This is a genomic window from Alistipes sp. An31A, assembly GCF_002159425.1.
In the GTDB taxonomy this organism is placed as follows: domain Bacteria; phylum Bacteroidota; class Bacteroidia; order Bacteroidales; family Rikenellaceae; genus Alistipes; species Alistipes excrementigallinarum.
Genome location: NZ_NFIO01000009.1, coordinates 1 through 17,876 on the forward strand (window position 1 = coordinate 1; position 17,876 = coordinate 17,876).

Sequence of the window (17,876 nt, forward strand, 5' to 3'; positions counted from 1 at the left end):
GCTCTGCTGTTTGAAGAATTTCCTGCTCTATGCCGTCCGCAACGAATGGATCGAGAAGAATCCCTTCCGCTACTACAAGATGAAGATTGACAAGACGAATGTCAAGGTGCCGCTGACAAAGGCGGAGCTGGACCTGCTGTTGAAGCGGCCGATGCCCAACGAGCGGCTGGCCCGCATTCGGGATGTCTTCTGCTTCTGCACGCTGACGGGACTGGCCTTTACGGATGTCGACCACCTGCGGTGGGAACACTTCACGACGGACGAGGAGGGTCAGCTGTGAATCCATAAGCCTCGTGAGAAGACCTCGGTGATGAGCCGTGTTCCGGTGCTTCCGCAGGCAGCGGCCCTGCTGGAGAAGTACCGCGACGATGCCAACTGTCGGGCACGGGGCAAGCTGCTGCCTGTCCCGTCGAATACGAATATGAACGCCTGCCTGAAGGAGATTGCGGATATTTGCCAGATTCACAAGCATCTGACCACGCACCTGGCGCGCCATACGTTTGCCACACTGGCGATTGAATACGGGATGCCGATCGACATTATCGCTAAGATTCTGGGCCATACGAATACGAACATGACACGGCGCTATGCGAAGATCTCCGAGGCGAACATCAGCCGCGAGATGCGCCGCATCGGCAAAGTCCTGACAGCATAAACCGGCTGTTGAGTTGAAAAAACGAAGATGCGGCGGCGAGGGTTCTATTGCAGATCCCCGCCGCTCAGTTTATAGGAATTCATAATCCGTAAAAGCTGTACATTCTTCCATGAAATCGTTACGTCAGGTGGCTCCCCGCCGGATTACCTTTGCAGCAGACACAACGGCCACAATTCTGTCTGAACGGGGGTCGGAACAGATAAACGGGAAACGACATGGATAGACGCGATTTTCTTAAAAGTGGACTTTTTGCCGCAGCTGCCAGTGCGATAATCGGTCCGAAAGCCCTGGCGCAGGAGGTTGAAAAACAAGCCGTACGGGAGCGGTTGTCGAGAGAGATTCTCAATTACAAACCGCAGATGCAGTACCGCCCGATGGGGCGGACCGGCGTGAAGGTCTCGGCGCTGGGTTTCGGCATGCTGCGGCTGCCGATGAAGAACGGACACGTGGATTTCGACCAGACCACGCCCATGGTACGCCGTACCATCGAAGGCGGTGTGAACTACATTGACACGGGGCGTGTCTACCTGGGCGGAGAGAGCGAACAGACGGTGGGTCGTGCTTTGGCCGGAGGCTGGCGCGACCGGGTGTATGTCACCTCCAAGATGCCGTGGTGGGAGATGCGGTCGGCGGACGATTTCGAAAAGTTCTTCGACCAGTCGCGCCGCACCATCGGCACGGACGTGATTGATTTCTACCACATCCACATGATCATGCACCGCGCGTGGAAGGATTATGTGCTGCCTTATAGGCTCATCGAAAAGATGGAGCGGCTGAAGGCCCAGGGCAAGATTCGCTTCATGGGCTTCTCATTCCACGACAGCCTGCAGCTGTTCAAGAAGGTGGTGGTATACACCCCGGCCTGGGATTTCTGCCTGATTCAGCACAACTACCTGGATTACGAATACGAGGCAAGGGCGCTCGGCCCAAAGTATGCCGCAGCCAACGGGATGGGACTGGCGGTGATGAAGCCCGTCCATACGGGGTTTCTGGCCCGTCTGCCGCAGGCGATGCACAATGCCCTGGCCTCGACGGGGATCCGCAAGCCCGATGCGGAGTGGGCGTTGGATTATTTGTGGGATATTCCCGAGGTGAGTGTGGCGGTCAGCGGCATGGGTTCTATGGCGGATGTGGAGGAGAATCTGAGGTATGCCGCCAAGGCCCGGCCGAATATGTTCTCGCCGGCCGAGCGTGAGGCGTTGGGAGCTGCCATCCAGGCCTACCGCCATGCACCGGGCCATATCGACTGCACGGGTTGTTACCAGTGTATTCCCTGTCCGCATAACGTGGCCATCGGCTACATCTTCGCCTATGTGTACAACAACTACCTGTTGCACGGCAACCTGCAGCGGGCGCTGGCCGACTATACCGTGTCGATGTCGCCCGTTCAGCGCGGCGACCCGGCCTCCTCGTGTGTCGCGTGTGGCGAATGCCTGGCCAAGTGTCCGCAGCATCTCGATATCCCGAACCTGCTGGCCCGGGTTCGGGAGACGATGGGTAAATAAAGAATACACTTACATAAAACAATTCTAAAAGATGGAAACCAATCTTATGTACGACATGTATGTTCCGACCCGGGTGATGTTCGGGGCCGGGATGCTGGACAAACTGAATGAACAGCCGATGCCGGGACGCCGCGCCCTGATCGTGATCTCCAACGGAAAATCGACCCGTGCCAACGGCTACCTCTCGCGTACGGAGGAGCAGCTGCACAAGGCCGGCGTGGAGACGGTCCTCTTCGACGGGGTGATGCCGAATCCGACCGTCAGCAACGTCGACGCCGGGGCGAAGGCGGCCCGTGAGCACGGCTGCGATTTCCTCGTGGCGCTGGGCGGCGGCAGCGTGATGGACTGCACCAAGGCCATTGCCGTGATGGCGACCAACGACGGGGAGCTTTGGGACTATGTACCCATCGGTTCGGGCAAAGGCAAACCGATTGCCGTCCGGCCGTTGCCCATCATCGCCATCACGACCACGGCCGGAACGGGTTCGGAGACGGACAACTCGGGCGTCATCACCAGGGAGGATACCTTCGAGAAGGCCTTCGTGGGCGATGCTTCACTCTTTCCCGTCCTCTCAATCGTCGATCCGGAGCTGATGGCCAGCGTGCCGCCGACCTTCACGGCCTACCAGGGTTTCGACGCCCTGTTCCACAGCACCGAAGGGTACATTGCCCGGGGTGCGAACCTGATGAGCGACATGTACGCCCTGACGGCCATCGAGAATCTGGCGACGTACCTGCCCCGTGCCGTGAAAGATGGCAAGGACATGGAGGCCCGCACCCACGTGGCTTTCGGAAACACGTTGTCGGGTGTGGTGATGTGCCTCACGCTGATTACGAGCGAACACGCGTTGGAGCATGCCCTTTCGGCCTATCATCCGGCACTGCCTCACGGTGCAGGGCTGATTATGATTAGCCGGGCCTACTACAAATACTTCATCGAACGCCACGCCTGCGACGAGCGCTTCGTTCGCATGGCGCAGGCCATGGGAATGCCCGAAGCCACCCGGCCCGAAGATTTCCTCACGGCTCTCACCCGGCTGCAGGAGGCCTGCGGCGTGGCCGACCTGAAGATGTTCGACTACGGCATCACGCCCGACGAATTCGAGACCTTGATGCGCAATACGCGCGAGGTGATGGGCATCATGTTCACCAGCGACCGGGTGCAGATGAGAGACGAGGAGATTGTGCGCATCTACCGGGAGTCGTACAGATAGTCGATTCCCGATCCGGACCTTGGAAAAGCGTCAAACCTTTAAAAGAGAAGCGTATGAAAAAGTTGTTTTTGATCCCCTGGATGCTGCTGACGACACTTGCCGTGACAACGGCCTGCGGCGAACCCCATCCTTCATCGAACGAGCCGGAACAGACCCGACCCGAGGACGACGGGAACGACGAGGAAGGCGGCAACGTGAACGGAGCCGACGGGCGTTACCTTGTCCTCTACTGCTCGCGCACGGGCAATACGGAGCGGATGGCCCGGACCATTCAGTCCACATTGGATTGCGAGATGGCGGAGGTGGAGCCGGCTGTGCCCTACGATACGGACTACAACGCAATGCTCGACCGCGCACAGACGGAGCTGGAGGCCATTGCTCAAGGCGATTTCCCGGCAATCACCACCTCGGTCGAAAGTTTTGACAATTACGACATCATCTTTGTCGGCTATCCGATCTGGTTCGGGCACATGGCCTCGCCGATGCAGGCATTCCTGCATGATCATGCCGCGTTGCTGGCCGGAAAGCGGATTGCTCTCTTTGCCAGCAGCGGGAGCAGCGGCATCGGAACCTCCGAACGGGATGCTGCCGCGCTGGTTCCCGAAGCCTTGTTCGAAGAGTCGCTGCTACTCACCTCCGGCTCGTTGGGCAGCATGGCGACCCGTATTCCGGCTTGGCTGGAGGAGCTCGGAGCAGGCCGGGAGGAGCATTAAAAAGCACGCGACATGAGAAAGCAACTGTTCACTTTGCTGCTTGCGGGCATGCCTCTCGGGACGGCGCCCCTTTACGGGCAGACGGTCAATCTCCATACCCACATCATCCTTCCGGACTATCTCGAGGTGCTGAAGGCGCACGGCGCGGAGCTCGAAGAGAGTTTCCCGCTGCCTGCGTGGGATGCCGCACGGCACATCGACTTCATGGATCGTGCGGGTATCCGAACGGCCGTGCTGACGATGCCGGCCCCGCAGCCCTACTATGGCGATACGGATGAGTCGGCCCGCTGCATCCGCCGTGTGAATGAGGCCTCGGCCGAACTGAAACAGCGATACCCCGGCCGGTTCCGGTTTTGTGCCGCGCTGCCGCTGCCCGACGTGGAGGCTGCCATCCGCGAAGCCGTTTATGCGCTCGATACGCTGGGGGCCGACGGGGTGAAACTGGCGACCAACAGCCGCGGGCAGTATGTGGGTGACGAGGCGCTGGATCCGCTGATGGAGGTGCTCAACGAGCGACATGCCGTCGTCATCCTCCATCCGCACCGCCCGACGCCCTGTCCCAAGGAGATTATCGCCACCACACCGCTGGCCATGTACGAATATCCGGCCGAATCGACCCGGACCGTGGTGAACATGCTGGCGCGGAACGTGCTGGTCCGTTACCCGAATATGAAGGTGGTCGTGCCCCATTGCGGTTCGTTCCTTCCGCTGGCATTGCCGAGAATGAAATCCATCCTCCCGGCGATGGTGTCGCAGGGCTGCATGCAGCCGATTGATTGGAAAGCAAACCTGTCGCGCCTCTATTTCGACCTGGCGGGGAATCCCACGGCAGAGGTCCTGCATGCGCTGCTCACCATCACCACGCCCGACCATATCCTCTACGGTTCGGACTATCCCTATCTGCCCGATGCCGTGTTGCAGGCCAATCTGGAACGATTGAAACAGACACTCGCCGCCGACGGGGAGCTGGCCGGGTATGCCGACCGGATTCTGGGGCGGAATGCCGAACAACTGTTTGTCAGGAGCGCCGCTTGCGGCTGTACTCCGACGGAGTAATGCCCTCCTGTCGCCGGAACATGCGGCTGAAGTGCTGCGGATACTCGAACCCGAGGCGGTCGGCTACCTGCGCGACGCTCTCGCCGGCCGAAAGTCCGTTCTTGGCAAGCCGAATCACGAACCGGCGGATGTGGTTGCTGGCCGTGTCGCCCGTCGTTCTCTTGACGACGTCGCCGAAGTAGTTGGGCGACAAGCAGAGCCGGTCGGCGCAGTACTGCACGGTGGGCAGTCCGAGCTTCAGCTGGAGCTGCTGCTCGTAATAGTCGGCGAGCAGCCGGTTGAAGCGGACCAGAATGTCGGAGTTTTCCGCCTCGCGGCTCTGGAACTGGCGGTTGTAGAAGCGCTGGCAGAAGTTGAGCACCAATCCGATGTAGCCGACCAGAATGGCATCCTGCTGTGCGTCGCGCTCGTTGTCGAGCTCTTCGCGCATGCGGCGCATCAGCGAAACCAGGATGTCGTGCTCCCGGTCGCTCATGTGCAGCGCCTCGTTGACGCGATAGTCGAAAAAGGAGTAGTCGCGGATTCGTTTTTCGAGCGGCGTGCCGCGCAGCAGGTCGGGATGGAACAGAAGCGCCCACCCCGTAATCGAGACCCGCTCGCCGTTGTCCTCCTTGCCGCCCACCTGCCCCGGGGCCACGCAGAGCAGCGTTCCCTTGTTGTAGTCGTAGCGGCCGCAGCCGTAGTCGAGCTCCACGCCGACGTCATCGCGCAGGAAGAGTGCGTAGACGCCGTAGTTGTTCAGACTGTGGCGGATGGGCGACACCTCGGCATAGTCGATGACACAGACCAGCGGATGCCGTGCCGGACATCCGAGGTAGCTGCCGTAGTCGTTGACGCTTCGAACCTTCAGGATTTTGCTCATCGGAAAAAAGGCTTGAGGGGTTGTCCCCACAAAATTAACAATTCCCGCACAAAATCCGAATCGGTCGGCGGACGATTCGGTAAAACGGGTATGAACTTCCGGGGTTACGGTACCTGCACGGGCGGGCGAACCGCTACCTTTGCGATGTAAAACTCTGGAACAGTCCAACCATGACAAAGCGTATCTTCACTTTCGCGTGCCTGCTGCTGGGCCTGACGCTCTCGGGCGGCGGCATGGCGCAGACTCAATCGTCGAATCCTTCAAATACAACCACCATGGAAAAGAAACTCATAGGAAACACCCTGGCACTCTACCCCATGCCGCTGACGGTCGTCGGGGCCGAGGTCGACGGCCGCGTCAACTGGCTCGTCGTGGCACATGTCGGGGTTATCGGCCACGACCGGATTCTGGTCAGCATGAGCCAGAGCCACTACACCAACCGGGGAATCCGCGCCTCGCGCAAGCTCTCGGTCAACCTCGTCAGCCATGAGATGCTCCCCGAAGCCGACTATGTGGGAAGCGTAAGCGGTGCCCGCGAGGACAAGTCGCAGGCCTTCGCCTGGCATCGGGGCGCGAACGGCGCGCCGGTGATTGACTTCTCGCCGCTGACGATGGCGTGCGACGTCGTGGATATTTACGAGACGGAGGGCTTCGACAACTTCATCTGCTCGATTGCGGCGACCTACGCCTTGCCGGAGGTGTTGGACGAACGCGGACGACTCGACTACACGCGGCTGAAGCCCGTGCTGTTCGAGTTCCCGACCTACTCCTACCTCTCGACGGGCGAGGTGCTCGGCCGCTGCCTGTGGCTCGACAGCGAACCGTCGATGTGCGCCAAGGAGCCGATGGCCGGGGACGGCATCGTGCGCCTCTCGAAGATTGAGGTCCGGCCGGAGTATCTCGACGAATATATGCGCTTCGCCGCCGAAGTGGGCGAAGTATCGCTGCGCACCGAGCCGGGCGTGCTGACGATGTATGCCGTCTCCGAACAGGAGAACCCGTGCCGAATCACCATCCTCGAAACCTACGCGAGCCGCGCAGCCTATGAGAAGCACATCGCCTCGGCGCATTTTCAGAAGTACAAGCAGGGGACGCTCCACATGGTCCGGTCGCTCGAACTGACGGACCAGAGGCCGCTCAACCCGGCCAACCGCCTCCGCAACTTCATCGAGTAGCGGCGACCGTGCGTGTCGGCTCCGGATAACCGGCCATTCCGTCTTCGGCCCGGCCTTCAACCTTTCCGCGGGATTCCGGACGGGGAGGGACGACAGCCCATCATCCGTGCTCCACAACTTCGGAGCGAAGCCTACTTCAACGCTTCGGCCGTGCGGCGGATGAGCCCGACGGTCGTGTCGTCGTCGAAGACCGAGTAGAGCCCCTGGGGCTCCTGTGCCGGGTCGCCGCAGTAGACGTCGCCCGCCTGCCAGAGCGTGTGGGCCGGATGCGCCTCACCGCCCCACGCCCAGAAGTTGGCCCCGGCGAGCAGCCCTCCTTCGCGCTTCGAGGCAAGCAGCCGGTCGCAGATGCAGGCGTAGTAGGCGTCGCGCAGCGAGGTGGCGCTGCCCCGCTCGTAGCGCACGCTGTCGCGCGGGTAGCCGAACTCCTCGATGACGGCCGGTTTGCCCAGCCGCGCGGCAACCTCCAGATGGCGGTCGATGTAGCGGCGGGTCTCCTCCATCGAGTTCCGAAGCCCCGAAGCGGGGTCGTTGCGCGGCGTCCAGTTCCAGTTATAGGGCCAGATATGGAGGTTCACGTAGGAGATTTCGGGCACGGCGTGGATGCGCTCCACCAGCTCCATGTCGGCCTCGCAGCCATAGAAGCCCTCCGAACCGGTCGAAATCATGTGGTTGGCGTCGAGCGAGCGAATCAGCCGCGCCGTCCGGGCAATCCACTCGGCGAAGGCCTTCTTGTTCTGCTCACCGAAGGGGCGCGGCTCGTTGCAAATCTGCCACGAGAAGATGGCCGGGTCGTCGGCATACCGGAGCCCCGTATAGCGGTTCGTGCGGCCGACGATGAAGCGCACGTGCTCCTCGAGCAGCGCGCGGGCCTCGCGGCTGGGGATGAAGTGCGAGACATACTCGACGTAGGCCTCATAGCCGTCGACGGCCGGGATGGCCGGCTTGCCGGCACCGGTCCAGGCCAGGTATTGCGAATAGCCGCCCGACCACTCCCACGAATTGGTCAGGTAGAGCACGGCCTTCATGCCGCGCCGTCCCAGCTCGGCGAGGAAGTAGTCCAGACCGTCGAGCAGCTCGTCGTTGTACTTGCCGGGGACGTACTGGAGCGTCGGTTCGATTTTGGAGGGGACTCCCCCGCCGCCGTCGGCCCCCACCAGCACGCGCAGGTTCGTCACGCCGCAGGCGGCCAGCGTATCGAGCTCCCGCGCCAGGCGTTCGCGGTCGCCGCCGGGGCCCTTCGAGCCGAGGATGGGGCCGTACCAGAAGTTGGTACCCAGGAAGTAGCAGGGTTTGCCGTCGAGCACGAAGCGGCCGTTCTCGACGCGGACGAACGCATCGCCGTCCTCCGCGGTGCCGCAGCTGCAGGCCAGCCCCGCGAACATGCAGAGGCAGAGTTTGAAGAGAGATTTCACGGTATCGGGATTTAGAGGTTGGAGACAAAGATACGAAAAAGGGGCTCCCCAACCAACCAGGAAAGCACTTTTCCGGGTTGGAGCACCCGGCTCCTTATCCGATAGCCGCCCATGCGGCCCCGTACGACCGGTTCATCGCCCCGGTTCGTCACCCGGGCTCCACGCTTCGGGCGGCCCCGTTCTGCCGCGCCGGCCGTTCGACGCAGGTCGTTCGACGCCGCCCGCAGCCACACGGGTCCCGGCCTCAACGCTCCGTGCCGAGCGAAAGGGTCACCGTCACGGCGCCCTCTCCGCCGAGCAGTTCGAGCACGCGCTCGCGGGTCGAGGCGTCGTCGAGACGCCCCAGACGGGTGTAGCTCCACGAGTTCGAACCGTAGAAAATCACCAGCGAGTTGCCCTGATAGAGCACCATATCACCGGGCGACGTGGTGGTCGAAGCGTCGTTGCGGGGCAGCGAAAAGCCGAAGCTGCCCACCTTCTCCATGTCGCCGTAATCCTCCATGCGGATGTCGACGGGTCCCTGTGCGAGGCGGGCCTTCAAAGCCTCCGTCGCCTGGTTTTCGACCAGCGTGGCCGTAAACGAGCGGCCGCCGGCTGTCAAGGTAATCGTATTGCTGTTCATCGTATCCTCGTCCGGGTCTTTGTCCGGATTGTTCTCTCCGTCACCGCCCGGCTCCCCAGGTTCCTCGGGTTGTACGGATGTTCCGGGTCGATAGGGCTCCTCGTCGGACGGACTGCAGGCCTCGGCCGAGAGGAATGCCAGAAGCATGAGCGGAAGCAGGCGGAATCGGTGCATTGCAGTGTGTTTTTCAGGTTTGTTCTCTTTTCCGATACAAAGATAGCGCACGGCGGCTGCCGACACGGTATACGGATTCATGGTATGCTTACCCCGATTACGGATTTGCCGCACCCGGGGTCCGCAAGCGGCCTCCGAAGAGGCCATTACCGGCACCGCCGCCTCTTTTCTCCCCGCCCGGAAGCCTCGTTCCGCCGCCCCTGCGCGCCCCGCCCCAAAAAAGAGGGCCCGCCTCCGTACCCCCTCTGGAGGGTCGGAAGCGGGCCTCGGTACAGACAATCCGGCGGTCGTCAGTCGAGCGTCACCAGTTCGTACTTCTGGCTGCCCATGCCGAGCGCCTCGGCGTGGTCGAGCGTATGCATGCCGTGGCGCGAGTCAATGCGCTCGATGAGGTGCACCTTGCCGGGGTCCTCCGACGAGCGCACCAAATCGGTGCAGGCACGGTCGAGCGCCACGGGGTCGAGCGAGGCGAGGATGCCGATGTCGCCCATGCGCGGCTCCTCGGGCGAAGCGTCGCAGTCGCAGTCCACCGAGAGGTTGTTGGCCACGCTGATGTAGAGAATCCGGTCGCCGCAATGGTCCGCCACGGCCTTGGCCGCCTCGGCCATCGACTCCAGGAAGTCGTCCTGCTCGGGCAGGTTCTTCCACGCCTCGGCCGGAACGCGCGTCTTGCCGGCCGAGTGAATCCACGCCTTGCCGTTCGACGAGGCGATGCCAATCGACATGTTCTTGATGGCGCCGCCGAAGCCGCCCATGGCGTGGCCCTTGAAGTGCGAGAGGATGATGGTGAAGTCGTAGTTGAGGAAGTCCTTGCCTACGATGTCGAATTTCAGGTGCTTGCCACCCTCGACCGGAAGTTCCACTTCACCCTCGGCATCCATGATGACGACCGGTGCGATGGCCGTGAATCCGTGGTCGGCCGCCGCCTTCAGATGGCTCTCCGTATCGGCCCGGCCGCCGCCGTAGGCCGTGTTGCACTCGACAATCGTACCGTTGACCTTCTGCACCAGCGCCTTGATGAGCGACGGCTGCAGGAAGTTGTGGCCGCCCGGTTCGCCGGTCGAGAGTTTGACGGCTACCTTGCCCTTGGCCTCACGGCCGAGCGCCTCGTAGATTTTGACCAGATTGTCGGACGAAATCTCCTTGAAGAAATAGACCTTCGGGAGCGTTGCCGCAGCCGCCTCGGGTTCCGAAGCGGCCGAAGCCTTGCGTTGTTTCTGCGCATTGGCGCAGCCGGTCGCGGCGAGCAGCGTCGCCAGCAGGACCACCAGAATGTTCTTTTTCATCGTTTCGGGTATTTGAAGGTATTTGTCTTGTTTCAGAATTTGAGTTCGATGCCGCCCATCGCCGTGGCCCGGGGCATGGGATAACCGGCGATGATTTGGTAGGACTGCGCCAGCAGGTTCTCGCCGCGGGCCCAGAGCGAGAGCCAGCGCGTGGCGCGGAACGAGGCCCGGAGGTTCCACAGCACGAACTCCTCGGTCTGCACGGGGTCGGTCTGCGTATAGAGCCCGGCGATGTACTGTATGCCCGTCGCGACGCTCCAGCGCCCCCTCACGAAGGCGGCCCCCACGTAGAGCTTGTGCTCGGGAGCGGCCGGAAGGGGCTGCTCCATGTGCAGGAAGCTGTAGTTGCCGTCGAGCGACCAGCTGCGGTCGATGCGCCAGGCGGCCTGCAGCTCGACGCCCGCATTTTCAATCCGCCCCGAGTTCTGGTTGAGCATGCCGCTGCCGTTGGGGTTGGGGAGGGTCAGGATGAGGTTCCTGCCGTCGATGTAGAAGAGGTTCACACCGTAGCTCAGCCGCCCGTCGAGCAGCCGCTGGCTGAAGGCCGCCTCGTAGTTCCACATCGACTCGGGACGCAGGTCGGGATTCTGGGGCGGGAACATGTGCATCTCGCGCAGCGTCGGATAGCGGAACCCCTTCGAGGCCGAGAGCTTCAGCTCGATGCCCGCGCCGAGGTGGAAGGCGGCACCCGCCTGAGGCACCCACTCGGTCCCCGCGCGCGAGTGGTGGTCGACCCGCAGCCCGGCGTTGAGCGTAAGCCACGACCCGACATCCTGCCGCACGTCGACATATCCGGCCACCTCATCCTCGTGCATGTCCACCAGAGGAGAGGTGCTCCCCGCCTGCTCGCCGCTCACATACTCGTTCCAGGCGCGGCCTCCGTAGCGGAACCAGTCGGCACCCAGCGTGATGCGGCTGCCGTGGAAGAGCTGCAGGCTCTGGTAGAGCGACGCCCCCATCATGTCGTCGTAGGAAAGGAAGCGGTCGTCGGGCGGCAGCTCGCCCTCCGACGGGGTGTAGCCGTCGTTTATCCGGTGGTCGCCCCAGTTGTAGAAGAGGCTCAGCCCGCCGGAGCTCTTCGCGTAGCGGTTCTCGACGGCCAGCGAGGCGGCGCCCCGCGTGATGCGCTGGTCGCCGTCGAGCAGCCGGGCTCCGACCGGTCCGGGATAGGAGGCGTTGAAGTGGGTCACGTTCACGTCGCCGCGCAGACTCCAGTGCTCGCTTGCCTCGTAGCTCAGCCGCACATTGCCGCCGTACTGCTCGAAGCCCATGTCGGCGCGGTGGCCGTCCGTACGGTTGTACGAACCGGAGAGCGTGCTCGAGAAGCGCCCCTTGTGGATGAGGTTCGTCAGCTCGCTCTCCAGCGTGTTCCACGAGCCGTAGCCCGCCCTCAGACGGGTCTCCACGCCGTCCCCGGCCAGATGGCGGGTGACAATGTTGACCACGCCGCCCATGGCGTTCGAGCCGTAGAGCACCGATGCCGGTCCGCGCAGCACCTCGACCCGCTCGGCCAGAAACGACTGGCAGGCGTCGGAGACGGGGTGACCGAAGATGCCGGCATACTGCGGATGGCCGTCGATGAGGACCATCATCCGCCCTGAACTGCCGCTCAGTCCACGCAGCGAGATGTTGCCCGCCGCGCCGTTCGAGACGCCGTAACCCATCACTCCGCGCGAGGTGACGAAGAGCCCCGGCACCTGCTCGCTCAGCACGGGGAGCAGCGAGGGCTGCTGTGCGCGTTCAATCTGCGGCCGGCCGATGACGGAGACGCTCTGCGAGAGGTGGCGCGGGTCGGTCACCGTGCGGGCGCCGGTCACCACGACCTCGCCGATTGCGTAGCTCCGTGCCGGTCGGAGCGAGTCCTGGCTGGACGCGACGTCCGGCAGTGCAGGGTCCGTCAGTGCAGGGTCCGTTACGCGGGCCTGAGCCGCGAGGCTGCATCCTGCGGCAAGGAGCAGTGTCAGAATCCGGGTCTGGAGGTTCTTCATGATTTCAGTCTGCGGGGCATGGCTTCGGAAGCCATGCCCATGATACAAAGATAGTTCAAATGAACGGTTCGGTCGCACGCCCGGAGCCGGAAATTCACCGCCCGGGCACTCTTCCGGCGACAGGCCGCCCCTTTTCTGACGGGCCTGCCCCGTTTCCGGCAGCCCGGTTCCGTTTGCGGCAGCCCGGCGCCCCCTTTCGGCAACTCGGTTTCGCTTGCGGCGGCACCTTGTCCCGCCATGCGCGGCACTCCGGCACCCGCCTCGGCGGCGGCACACCCGTTCACGCTGCAAAATTAGGGTGGAACCGGCTTCGGACACCTATCCCGATTACGGCCGCGCATACCCGATTTACGGGTATTGCAGCACCGGGGCCGGATTCGACGAACAAACGCACAATTTCTACTCCCGAACGAAGAGTGCGGAACGCCGCGAAATAACGATTTTTACGCACTCAAAAACATCATGGAACAAACGAACGAACAGAACCGCCAAGCCCCGACACCGTCCATGGGATTGCTCTGGGGCCTGCTCATCGTCCTGCTGCTCAACGGACTGGTATTTCCCCGATTCTCGGGGGCCCAACTCGCCGACACCGACTACGGGACATTCATCGGCAAGGTGGACAGCGGTCTGGTGAAGGAGGTGATAATCAAGAACGGACAGATTTACTTCACGGCCGAAGGCTCCGACCGGAAGACCCGCACCTACCGTACGGGGGAAATCGGAGACCCCGGGATGGTCGAGCGTCTTCTGAAGGCGCCGAGCCCCAATCCCAACGGGAAGATAGCCTTCAACCGCATCATTCCCCACGAGAACTCACCCATTCTCAACTTCGTGCTGATGTGGGTCCTGCCGGGTCTCTGCTTCTATCTGATATGGCGTCAGGCGGGCCGGAGCATCCAGGCACGGCTCAAGGATGGCGGCAACTTCCTCTCGCTGGGCAGCAGCGGTGCCAAAATCTACGCCGATACCGACGTCAAAACCACCTTTGCCGATGTGGCCGGACAGGACGAGGCGAAGGATGCGCTGCAGGAAATCGTCGATTTTCTGCACGACCCCTCGAAATATGCGGAAATCGGCGCCACGCTGCCCAAGGGTGCGCTGCTCGTCGGCCCTCCGGGAACGGGCAAGACATTGATAGCCCGCGCCGTAGCCGGACAGGCCAAGGTGCCGTTCTTTGCCATCTCGGGCTCGGAGTTTGTCCAGATGTTCGTCGGCATGGGAGCGGCCAAGGTCCGCGACCTCTTCAAACAGGCGGGTGAAAAGGCCCCCTGCATCATCTTCATCGACGAAATCGACGCCATCGGCAAGCGCCGCGACTCGGCCTTCGGAGGCAACGACGAGCGGGAGCAGACCCTCAACCAGCTGCTGACCGAGATGGACGGCTTCGACGGGCGCAAGGGGGTGGTGATTCTGGCCGCCACAAACCGGCCCGAGAGCCTCGACAAGGCACTGCTGCGCCCGGGACGGTTCGACCGCCGCATCCAGATGGAGCTGCCCGACCTCGAGGGACGCAAAGCCATTCTCGAGGTGCATCTGCGCAAGGTACGGCACGAGACCGTCGACCTGGACCTCGTGGCACGCGCCACGGCAGGCTCGTCGGGCGCCGAGCTGGCCAACATCGTCAATGAGGCGGCGCTGCGGGCCGTCCGACAGGGACGCAAACGGGTGACGACCGAAGACCTGGAGGAGAGCGTCGAGACGGTGATTGCCGGCGCCCAGAGGAAGAACAGGATGCTCTCGCCGCAGGAGAAGCGGCTGGTGGCCTTCCACGAAACGGGGCACGCGCTGGTGGCAGCGCTGCAGAGCGACTCGGCACCGGTCCACAAAATCACCATCATTCCCCGTACATCGGGCGCACTGGGCTACACCATGCAGGTAGAGGACGAGGAGCAGCTGCTCCAAAGCCGCGACAGCCTCTTCAACCGGATTGCGACGCTCACGGGTGGAAGGTCGGCCGAAGAGCTGCTCTGCGGCACGGTGACGACCGGAGCCTCGAACGACATCGAACAGGCGACACGGCTGGCGCGCGCAATGGTCACCCGGTTCGGAATGAGTGAAAAATACGACATGATGGGACTCGAACAGGTGAACGACGCCTACCTGGGAGGCGAAGCGACGGCCTCCTGCTCGGCCTCCACGGCCGCCGAGGTCGACAGCGAGGTGCTGCGCATCATCCGCAAGGCACACGAGAAGGCCCGCGGCATCATCTCGGAACATCTTGACATCATGAACGAAGCGGCCGAGTACCTGATGGAACGCGAGAGCATAACGGGCGACGAGTTCATGCGCATCGTGCGCAAATACGTTCCCGCCCGGAAGTAGGACGTCCGAAGTGAAGATGCAGCGCCGGAGCTCCTGTTCGGGACCCCGGCGCTGCATTTTGTGTTCCGGCTTTGCGGTCCGGCGCGGGAACGTCCGCCGGCGGCCGTCAGCCATCCTCAACCGTCCTCAACCGCGGCCGCTGACGGCTATCATGTCGCAGAGCGTCGTATTGAAGTCCTCGGCCGCGAGCAGCTGCTCGAGCGTCAGGTGCATGCGGTAGCGCCAGTAGTAGCGGGGAATGGCCGGGACGTTGATGCGCTCCTTTTCGGGGTCGGGCGCCCGCAGCTCCTCATCCATCGCCAGCCAGTCCTGCAGCGGCAGGATGGCGAACATGGCGGGCGAGGTGAGGTGCATCTCGACGATGCGCCGGCAGAGCCACGGTTCGCACTCGGCGGGAGCCTCGCCCGGGCAGCGGAGCACCTCGTTGTAGAAGTGCTGCGTAGTGGCGCGCTCCTCGCGCCACCAGGCGCGCAGCGGCGTCATGTCGTGGGTCGAGGTCGAGCAGACGCTCAGATAGGGATAGTCGGCCGTCGCGGCGAAGCGCTCGCCCGCACGCTTGGGCATGCGCTGGATTTCGAGCGAGAGAATCTGCAGCATCCGCATCGTCGCGGGCACACAGTCGGGAATCATCCCCAGGTCCTCGCCGCAGGCGAGCATGTCGGTGGCCGTGAGCAGCACCGGCAGCTTGCGCAGGGCCGACTCCTGCCAGAAGCGGTCGTGGCGCCGGTAGAAGAAGTCGTCGTGCAGCCGCATGAAGGCCTCCTGCTGCCAGCCGGGCAGCAGCGCGAACGAACGGGTCCCGCGGGCCGCGATGCGGGGATGGTAGTACCCCTTGCGGTAGGGGTCCTCGACGAAGAGCACGTCGTCGAGCAGCGTCATCAGCCCCCCGCGCATCCGGCGGTCGTGCTCCTCCTCGCCCGGATAGCGGGCCGCCGCGCGGCGCTGCGTCGAGCACGAGGAGACGAGCCGCCCGTGGCGGATGCAGTCGCGCCGCACCTCGTCGGCCAGCTCGCCGAATATCGCCCCGAGCGTTGCGTCGTCGAGCGGCGGGGTGACGTAGCGCCCCTCCGAGAGGTCGAAGCCCATGCCGCGCAGCTCGCCGGCCGAATAGGGCATCGCCGGATTGAAGTGGCCCAGCAGCCCGTGGAGCGCCTCGGCGGGAATCTCCCAGATGCGGAAGAAGCCGAGGATGTGGTCGATGCGGTAGGCGTCGAAGTATTCGGCCATCTTGTGCAGCCGCGCGCGCCACCATGCGTAGCCGTCGTGCGCCATGCGCTCCCAGTCGTAGGTCGGGAAGCCCCAGTTCTGCCCCACCTCCGAGAAGGCGTCGGGCGGCGCCCCCGCCTGCGAATCGAGGTGGAAGAGGCGCGGCGACTGCCACGCGTCGGCACTCGTGCGGCCGATGCCGATGGGCAGGTCGCCCTTGAGGACGATGCCGCGGCTGTGGGCATAGCGGCTCACCTCCGAGAGCTGGAGGTGGAGGTGGTACTGCACCCAGCAGTGGTAGCCCACCTCGCGGCTGTGGGCCAGGCAGTAGGCCTCCACCTTGCGCCGCTCGTAGCGGGCATAGGGGCCCCACTGCGCGAAGTCGGTCGTGCCGTACTCGTCGCGCAGGCAGCGGTAGGCGGCATAGGGCAGCAGCCAGTGGCGGTTGGCCTCGACGAAGGCCTTGTAGTCGGCCCGGGCCGCCGTGCGGGCACCGCAGCGGGCGAAGGTGGCACGCAGCAGCCGCTCCTTGGCGGCGTTGACCCGCTCGTAGTCGACCTCCTCCAGCGCGTTGAGCTCGTCGCGCAGGCGGCAGTACTCCTCGTCCTCGGCCACGCCCGCCGCCGTCAGACGGAGGAACTGGGGGTGGAGCGCATAGATTGAGTTGGCGTTGTAGGGATAGGAGTCCTCCCACGTGCGGGTCATCGTCGTATCGTTGACCGGCAGCAGCTGGATGACCCGCTGGCGGGTCGCCGCGGCCCAGTCGATGAGCAGCTTCAGGTCGGCGAACTCGCCCACGCCGAAGCTCTCGCGCGAGCGGAGCGAGAAGACCGGAATCGCCGTCCCGGCGCCGTGCCACTGCCGCTCGGGCAGGCGGGGCGTGAGCGACGCCTCGACGAGCAGCTCCCCGTCGGCCGCCGCACCGCTCCAGCGGCGGTTTTCACCCTCCTCCCAAACGACGGGGCGCCCCGTCGCACGGTCGATGACGAGCAGCTTGAAGGCCGCCCCCTCGGGCAGCGTCAGGCGGAGGCTCCACTCGGGGAACTCCCCGTCGTCGAAGGGCACCATGCGCTGCCAGCCGTCGAGGCGCTCCGAGGCGATGGCCAGCTGCTCGTCGGGGCGGATGTCGGGAGCCACGACGCGCAGCAGCACCTCGCCGCCGGGGGCCTTTCCTACCGGTCTGGGCTCGGCGGCACCCTCCGTACGGCCCTGCCGACGGGCAAACACCGCCCGCGTGAAGGCCGACGAGAGGAAGGCGGCTCCGGCGGGAAGCTCCTGCCAGCGGTCGCGGATGCGGACCTCGCGGCAGGCGAGCCCGCGCGGCAGACGGAGCCGGTGGCAGCGCCACTCGGTGCGGATGCAGACCCCCTCGCGCTCGACCGTATAGCGGTAGGTCGTTCCGTCGCCTCCGCGCGGTGCGTCGCAGACGCCGCGCCAGAGCCCGTTTTCCACATAGTGCAGGACGATGCGCCGCCGGCCCCAGAGGAGCACGAGCTGCTCGCCCCATTGGGTGCGGTATTCGATTTCAAAGAGGAGTTTCATAGGCCAGAATACGTTTGGGGAGGGTTTTAACCCTACAAAATTAAACATTTTGCTCCCAAAGCGGAGCGCACCGCCCGAAAATTTTTGTCGACGCTCCGAACCACCGACGAATCAGCACGATGGCCCCTGCGGCGCGCTG

General features: G+C 63.7%; 12 protein-coding genes and 1 pseudogene. 7 read left to right on the forward strand and 6 right to left on the reverse strand.

Annotated elements, in window-relative coordinates:
• From B5F90_RS08200 to B5F90_RS08220, 5 genes and pseudogenes are all read left to right on the forward strand, one after another.
• Positions 1-655: pseudogene (locus B5F90_RS08200) on the forward strand (site-specific integrase); the annotation flags it as partial.
• 326 nt (positions 656-981) lie between these two features.
• Complete coding sequence (locus B5F90_RS08205) at positions 982-2,160, forward strand: aldo/keto reductase (RefSeq protein ID WP_239307770.1); 1,179 nt, start codon at positions 982-984, stop codon at positions 2,158-2,160.
• Positions 2,161-2,191: 31 nt separating this feature from the next.
• Entirely contained in the window at positions 2,192-3,373 is a 1,182-nt protein-coding gene (locus B5F90_RS08210) for an iron-containing alcohol dehydrogenase (RefSeq protein ID WP_204229543.1), read from the forward strand.
• A gap of 53 nt (positions 3,374-3,426) precedes the next feature.
• Complete coding sequence (locus B5F90_RS08215) at positions 3,427-4,086, forward strand: flavodoxin (RefSeq protein ID WP_087362323.1); 660 nt, start codon at positions 3,427-3,429, stop codon at positions 4,084-4,086.
• 12 nt (positions 4,087-4,098) lie between these two features.
• Positions 4,099-5,142: an amidohydrolase family protein gene (locus B5F90_RS08220; RefSeq protein ID WP_239307771.1), complete on the forward strand. Its 1,044-nt coding sequence runs from the start codon at positions 4,099-4,101 to the stop codon at positions 5,140-5,142.
• Here B5F90_RS08220 and B5F90_RS08225 read toward each other — a convergent pair.
• Positions 5,105-6,004 (reverse strand): AraC family transcriptional regulator, encoded by a 900-nt coding sequence (locus B5F90_RS08225; protein ID WP_087362325.1) that lies wholly within the window; start codon positions 6,002-6,004, stop codon positions 5,105-5,107. The genes B5F90_RS08220 and B5F90_RS08225 overlap by 38 nt on opposite strands.
• A gap of 233 nt (positions 6,005-6,237) precedes the next feature.
• Here B5F90_RS08225 and B5F90_RS08230 point away from each other — a divergent pair, with 233 nt between their 5' ends.
• Complete coding sequence (locus B5F90_RS08230) at positions 6,238-7,179, forward strand: flavin reductase (protein ID WP_239307774.1); 942 nt, start codon at positions 6,238-6,240, stop codon at positions 7,177-7,179.
• 131 nt (positions 7,180-7,310) lie between these two features.
• Here B5F90_RS08230 and B5F90_RS08235 read toward each other — a convergent pair whose 3' ends face one another.
• From B5F90_RS08235 to B5F90_RS08250, 4 genes are all read right to left on the reverse strand, one after another.
• On the reverse strand, positions 7,311-8,594 hold the full coding sequence (locus tag B5F90_RS08235; protein ID WP_087362326.1) for a cellulase family glycosylhydrolase: 1,284 nt from the start codon (positions 8,592-8,594) through the stop codon (positions 7,311-7,313).
• Positions 8,595-8,838: 244 nt separating this feature from the next.
• The gene (locus B5F90_RS08240) at positions 8,839-9,390 is read right to left on the reverse strand and encodes a cyclophilin-like fold protein (RefSeq protein WP_087362327.1); all 552 of its coding nucleotides are present in this window, start codon (positions 9,388-9,390) and stop codon (positions 8,839-8,841) included.
• Positions 9,391-9,680: 290 nt separating this feature from the next.
• Complete coding sequence (locus B5F90_RS08245; RefSeq protein WP_087362328.1) at positions 9,681-10,676, reverse strand: DUF362 domain-containing protein; 996 nt, start codon at positions 10,674-10,676, stop codon at positions 9,681-9,683.
• 32 nt (positions 10,677-10,708) lie between these two features.
• Entirely contained in the window at positions 10,709-12,664 is a 1,956-nt protein-coding gene (locus tag B5F90_RS08250) for a TonB-dependent receptor (RefSeq protein WP_087362329.1), read from the reverse strand.
• 462 nt (positions 12,665-13,126) lie between these two features.
• Between B5F90_RS08250 and ftsH the strand changes: the two genes are divergently transcribed.
• The gene (gene ftsH / locus B5F90_RS08255; RefSeq protein WP_087362330.1) at positions 13,127-14,989 is read left to right on the forward strand and encodes an ATP-dependent zinc metalloprotease FtsH; all 1,863 of its coding nucleotides are present in this window, start codon (positions 13,127-13,129) and stop codon (positions 14,987-14,989) included.
• 126 nt (positions 14,990-15,115) lie between these two features.
• Here the strand turns inward: ftsH and B5F90_RS08260 are convergent, their stop codons facing one another.
• Positions 15,116-17,737: a 4-alpha-glucanotransferase gene (locus tag B5F90_RS08260; protein ID WP_087362331.1), complete on the reverse strand. Its 2,622-nt coding sequence runs from the start codon at positions 17,735-17,737 to the stop codon at positions 15,116-15,118.
• Between the last annotated feature and the right edge of the window lie 139 nt (positions 17,738-17,876).